This is a genomic window from Pseudofrankia sp. EUN1h, assembly GCF_001854645.1.
Taxonomy (GTDB): Bacteria; Actinomycetota; Actinomycetes; order Frankiales; family Frankiaceae; genus Pseudofrankia; species Pseudofrankia saprophytica.
Map to the genome: position 1 here is coordinate 1 of NZ_MBLN01000021.1, position 5,800 is coordinate 5,800.

5 protein-coding genes and 1 pseudogene are annotated in these 5,800 nt (G+C 66.9%); 5 read left to right on the forward strand and 1 reads right to left on the reverse strand.

The window, feature by feature from the left end:
* The 5 genes and pseudogenes from BCD49_RS43430 to BCD49_RS06480 all read left to right on the forward strand — a co-directional run.
* Positions 1-1,078, forward strand: a pseudogene (locus tag BCD49_RS43430) (hypothetical protein); the annotation flags it as partial.
* Positions 1,079-1,323: 245 nt separating this feature from the next.
* Positions 1,324-1,596 (forward strand): hypothetical protein, encoded by a 273-nt coding sequence (locus BCD49_RS40330; RefSeq protein ID WP_232794234.1) that lies wholly within the window; start codon positions 1,324-1,326, stop codon positions 1,594-1,596.
* Positions 1,597-1,822: 226 nt separating this feature from the next.
* Positions 1,823-2,116, forward strand: a complete 294-nt coding sequence (locus BCD49_RS06475; protein WP_035925505.1) for a DUF167 domain-containing protein — start codon at positions 1,823-1,825, stop codon at positions 2,114-2,116.
* A gap of 305 nt (positions 2,117-2,421) precedes the next feature.
* Positions 2,422-2,592, forward strand: a complete 171-nt coding sequence (locus BCD49_RS43435; protein WP_157845290.1) for a hypothetical protein — start codon at positions 2,422-2,424, stop codon at positions 2,590-2,592.
* 155 nt (positions 2,593-2,747) lie between these two features.
* The gene (locus tag BCD49_RS06480; RefSeq protein WP_007513748.1) at positions 2,748-4,673 is read left to right on the forward strand and encodes a tetratricopeptide repeat protein; all 1,926 of its coding nucleotides are present in this window, start codon (positions 2,748-2,750) and stop codon (positions 4,671-4,673) included.
* Here the strand turns inward: BCD49_RS06480 and BCD49_RS06485 are convergent.
* A complete protein-coding gene (locus BCD49_RS06485; RefSeq protein ID WP_035925503.1) occupies positions 4,661-5,656 on the reverse strand; it encodes a DDE-type integrase/transposase/recombinase in 996 nt (331 codons plus the stop codon). The genes BCD49_RS06480 and BCD49_RS06485 overlap by 13 nt on opposite strands.
* Positions 5,657-5,800 lie beyond the last annotated feature (144 nt).

Here is a 5,800-nt window from a genome sequence, read left to right on the forward strand (position 1 = left end):
ACTCAAAATCCCCATCATCGAGGGAAAGAGCACCAGCGGGGAGACCTGGACTCGCCATGACTCTACCCACCCGGAGACGGTGCGATCTTTCAGGGACTTCATTCAAAGAGTGGCCAAAGAATGCGGGCGGGTCTTCATTGTCATCGACGAGATGGACAAGATGGAAGACGGCGTGCACGCCAGCCAGTTCCTTAACGATATCAAGGGAATCTTTGGTATCGAAGGGTGCTATTTCCTGCTTTCCGTGAGCACCGACGCGCTGCTTTCCTTCAAGCGCCGCGGCATGCCCGCTCGGGATGCCATAGATAGCTCGTTTGACGATGTTATACAGCTACCCTACCTGAACTTCAGGGAGACCAGAGGCGTCATCGAGCGGAGGACTCTGGGAATACCTGTCCCGTTCATCGCACTCGCGCACGCGATGTCAGGAGGATTGGCACGCGACGCGATCAGAATGATGCGAAAAATGCCGACTATCTGGCCGGATGGCGGCAGCGAGCTCGCCGAAGTCGCGCGCTACATCGTTGCCCTTGATGTCCGCGAAAAGATAGACGCCTATCGCTATCTGCCGGTTGCGAACCCAGGCGATGGGGGCGTGAACTGGTTGGCGGAGATAGTCGACAGTATCGCGCTCGGGTCTTCGGGAGAACTCGTGGCGGCCGCCTCGGAACTGGCGGTTCTTGCGCAAGGTAAACCTGGTAGAGAGCGTGTGGCCGAGGCTAGTACGCTCGCGTGCTACCTCTATTTCGCCGCGACGATTGTCGACTACTTCAGTGCTGACAATCTGGGCGCGCTAGACAGCCAGGAAAGATCGGTAGTGGACACCCTCGGCATCTGCCGCCAAGAGCTGGCGGTGGCGCCGGCGCTTTCCTGGAACAGGATTAACGAGCTTCGTCGATCATTGGGGTACTCGTATTCACCGATTGATTCGTTCGCCAACGTGGAGCGGCTGCTCCGGCAACATTCTCCTCTTCGGGTCAGGGCGGGAAGATTAGGTATAGGCAGATTCGCGGATCTATGTACCGGGCGAATTTCCTGGCCACAACCCAGACCGTTCCGAGGTCAACTACCGGGCTGAGTCCGGTGGAGCTCGCGGTTCGCGAGTTCGCCAGCGCTCGGCCGAGGTCATCCTGGGCGGGTCGTATTTCGCCTGTTGGGTGCAACTGGACGGTCGGGGGGCGCCGAGCTGGGCGACCAGCGCGGCAGAGATCATGACGGCGTGGTGTCGACGGTCGTGTTCCTACTGTGGTCTCTTCAGGTTGCTCTGGCTGCATCTTCCGGTCACTTGGTGAGTCGCTCGCCGGCAACTCCAGCGTCTTCTCAGTGGCTTTCGGCCGGAACGGGCTGCTCGCCAGCGGCAGCATGGACCGCACAGTGCGGCTGTGGGACGTCAGCGACCCGCCCGTGCCCCCGCCCACTCGGCGCGCCGCTCACCATCAACTCCGAGGTCTCGTCGGTCACATTCGGCCCAAACGGGTTGCTTGCCAGCCTTGGCTTCGACGGCACGGTGGAACTATGGGACGTCAGCGCGCTCCAAAGCCTCCGAAACAACCCCATCCAAGTTGCCTGCCAACGAGCCCGCCGCAGCCTGACTGAGGAGGAACGGAATCGATACCTACCCGACGAGCCGTACCGGGAGATCTGCCCGAACAGCGCCCCATAGACAGAGACGCCATTCGATCTTGTCGGTAAACGGTCGTCCGCCGACACCCGCCGACGACCACCCGTAGCGCCCTCGGGAGGCGTCAACAACCCGCGTCGAAAATCGATGTCGACAGACGTCCCAACCGGCCGGGGGCCTGCATCGTCGACGATGGGGTGCGTGCGGGTGACAATCAGGGTGCGACCGGGGGCCGGCAGGACCGCCGTCGGCGGTGAGCTGGCCGGCCCGGACGGCGAGCCGAGCCTGGTGGTGCGCGTCTCAGCGCGCGCCGTCGACGGGAAGGCGACCGAGGCGGCGCTACGGGCGCTCGCCGACGCGCTCGGCCTGCGCCGTGCCGACGTGTGTCTCGTACGCGGCGCCACGAGCCGCACGAAGCTCGTGGAGATCGTCGCGTCGCCGGCCGACGAACCCGCGCTGCGCGACCGCCTGACCGCCCTGCGCCAGCGCCGTTGACCAGCGCGAACCGTCAGCTGGTCGCTCGAACAGGGCGGTGCACGCAGGCGAGGGGCCAAGCGCCCACCGCGGGCCGCCCCGCAGCAGGCTTATGCGCCTACCCCCAGCCCTGGCCAACAACGACGCCGATCGGCGCGCGTGCGCTGGCCAACTACCGTGACCTGCCTGCTTGGCGTGGGCATCCTCATCCGGTTCCTATACAGGCGCGGGTCGGCAGGGCCAGGGCGCTGGCGAGCCCCCGCGCCGGGCCAGGACGCGCGATGGCCCCGACCAGGTCGTGGTCGGGGCCATCGAGGGCACACGTCGTGGATCTTAAGCTACTGGCCGGTGGCGTCGAGCCAGGCCTCCTCTCGCTGCCAGGCCGCGTCGAGCTCTTCGGCGTAGGCCGCGACACCGGCCTGGTCTGGAGCCGGACGACGACCTTCACCCCGACGCGGAGGTCGATCGTCGACGCGACGGATGTTCACGCTCCGTGAGACCCGGCCGGGCCGGGCTGGCGCACGCCGCGCCGGGCCTGACGCGCGGTAACCGTCCAGGGATCCCGGACAGCAGACAGCGGAGGGAATCCGAGAGTTGATCTTTGAGATTGGCTCGATGCTCGGGATCTTTGTGGTGATAGTGCGATGTGCGGATGAGTCGGTCGCTCGCGGCCTGGTCTCTGGTGGCCGGTTCGGCCTTGCTTGGGTCGGGGGCGGCGGCGCTGGCGGACGTGTTGCCGGGGGTCGTGGCGTCGCTGGCTGTCGCGGTGGTCGGAGCGGTGGGGGCGGTCCTGTCGAGCAGGGGCAGCCAGGCGTTGGACGCGGCAGCTGGCCGGCGGCTCCTCGAGAACGTCTGGGTGGATCGGCGAGGCCGAGTTCCCCGGGTTCGCGACGTGGCCGAGCCGCTGTTCGTCGGGGTACATCGCGCCGCGCGGGTGTCGTCCTCATCGGGCTACGTGCCGACGTTCGTACGGCGCGATCGCAGCGACGCGTTGGAGGCGGCGGTCCGTCGCGGTGGTTTCGTCCTGGTGGTGGGGGACTCGACCGCTGGGAAGACGCGAGCCGCGTTCGAAGCGACGCGCCGCTGTCTCCCCGATCATGCGTTTGTCTTCCCTGACCACCAGCCTGGATCCATTCGCAGTGCGGTGGCGGCCGCGCGTGACGAGCGGCGATGTGTCCTGTGGCTGGACGATCTAGAACGCTACCTAGGCTCGGGAGGTCTGTCCGTCCACCACCTGCATGAACTTCTCGGCCAACCCGGGCCCCGGTCCGATCAGACAGGTCAGATCGCTGCGGATCGGGTGGTGTTGGCCACGATGCGGGCTCAGGAGCACGCCCGGTTTCGCGGGCGGGCGGAGTCCTCGATGAACCGGGGCGGCAATGAGGAAGCGGTCGCCGGCCGGGAGGTTCTTGGTCTTGTGACCGAGATTCGGCTGGCCCGGGCGTGGACGTCCACGGAGCTCGCTCGCGCCGCACAGATCAGGGATGACCCGGAGATCGCCTCGGCGCTGGCGCACGCCGACCGGTATGGAGTGGCGGAGTATCTGGCAGCAGGTCCGGACCTGCTCGCTCGATGGCTGAACGGATGGGCCCCAGGGACGCACCCGCGTGGTGCCGCGCTCGTCGCGGCGGCCGTGGACGCCAGACGGGCCGGATGCAGCGCCGGGGTACCGCTGGCGGTACTGCAGGAGCTCCACGAGGACTACCTGGCGGAACATGGCGGTGCACGCCTGCGTCCCGAGCCTTGGGAGCAGGCCGTCGCGTGGGCCCTGGAGACGATCCTTGCCACCGCGAGCCTGCTCGCCAGCGACGGCACCGACCGCTACAGCGCGTTCGACTATCTCTTGGATGCGGTGGACCTCGACCAGCAGGCGGGTCCGGTCCCCGAGACCACGTGGACGAGGCTGCTGCGCTGGGCCGGTCCCGACGACGCGGCGGGCATCGGAAGGGCCGCCTGGGGGCGGGGACGCGTAGGCTTCGCAGCCCTCGCGTTTCGCCAGGCCGTCGATGGCGGTCACCTGCCTGCGGCCGCCGGCCTCGCTCGCTGCCTCGGCTACTCATTCCAGGAAGATCAGGCCATCGACGTGTTGCGCACCGCTGTCGAGGAGGCACGGCGCAGCCCATCTCGGCTCGACCGCGCCGAACTCCATAACCTTCGCTATGAGCTCGCGTGGTGGACCGGGAACGCCGGCCACGTTGACGAGGCGCTTCGGCTTGCCGAAGAGCAAGCAGTCGAAGCGACCGCGCTCTTCGGTCCGGCCCACCGCATCAGTCTGGACAGCCAGCTAAACCTGGCCCGCTGGGCCGGAGAGTCCGGCGACCCACAGCGCGCATTGCAGATCGCCCGCGACGCGAACGCCGGCTACCAGCGAGAATTCGGCGACGACGACTTCATGTCCGCATCCAGCCGTTTCGAGATCGCGATCTGGACTGACGCAGCGGGCGACCAGGCTGGCGCAATACAGCTTCTCCGCGAGCTTGAGGCGGAATCCGCCGACAGGTGGGGCGACCAGGACAGACTCACCATCGATGTCCGCGGCAATCTCGCCGCCCTCTACGGTAGATGTCAAGTCAAATGAGACAGTGGATCTTCGGTTGGTTGGCTTGGAACTGGCTTGTTGATCCAGACGGTGTCGGGTAGCCGCGGCGGCCTGGGTCGGCGGGCGAACCGCTCGGGGTGCGCCGCGTGGGCGGCGTCGAGGGTGGCCTGCCGGTGGGTCCGAACCTGGTCGGCGGTCCCGAAGTGGACCGAGGCTGGGGTGTGGAACCCGATCCCGGAGTGGCGATGGTCATGGTTGTAGGCGGTAAAGAACCCGTCACAGAATGACCGCGCGTCGGCGAGCGAGCCGAACCTGTCGGGAAAGTCGTAGCTGTATTTGAGAGTTTTGAACTGGGCCTCCGAGTAGGGGTTGTCGTTCGAGGTCCGTGGCCGGGAATGCGACCGGGCGACGCCCAGGTCGACGAGGAGCTCGGATACGGGTTTCGAGACCATCGCGCCGCCGCGGTCGGCGTGGATCGCCACGGGCGGGATACCGTTGCGCGCGATCGCGTCGGCAAGGAAGTCCTTCGCGACGACGGCGTCCTCGGCGGCCGCGACGAGCCAACCGGTCACATACCGGGAGTAGATATCGAGGATGACGTAGAGCTTGTACCAGGTTCCTTTCACCGGTCCTTTCAGCGCGGTGATGTCCCAGGTCCACACCTCGCCTGGTCCGGTTGCGGCCAGCTCGGGACGGACCCGCGGCGGATGCGACGCCTGGGCGCGGCGTTCCCTGCTCTGGCCTGCAGAGCGGGCGATCCGGTACATCGTCGACAGCGAGCACCAGTACCGGCCAGCGTCGAGTTCCCGCGCCCAGACCTGCGGGATCGCAAGATCCGCGTACGCCGAGCTGTTCAGCACGCCCAGCACCTGCGCACGTTCGGCGTCGCGCAGCGCCGCCGGCGGCGCGGTCCGCGGAAGCCACGGTCCGTGCCGAGGCCCGCCCGGCGCGGCGTGCCGATAATGCGTCGCCCGCGATCGGCCCGCCAAGGCACACGCCCGCTTCACCGGAACCCCCGCCAACCGAAGCTCGTCAAAGGCCTCGCCGAGCAGACGGTCTACGGCCTCTCGTTGTCCGCGCTCTCGGAGATCTGTTCCAAGCTTGAGATTTAACCTTTCTTCTTGCCTCCCGGCTTCGCGGGTATGTCTGTTTTGCGCATTTCTGAG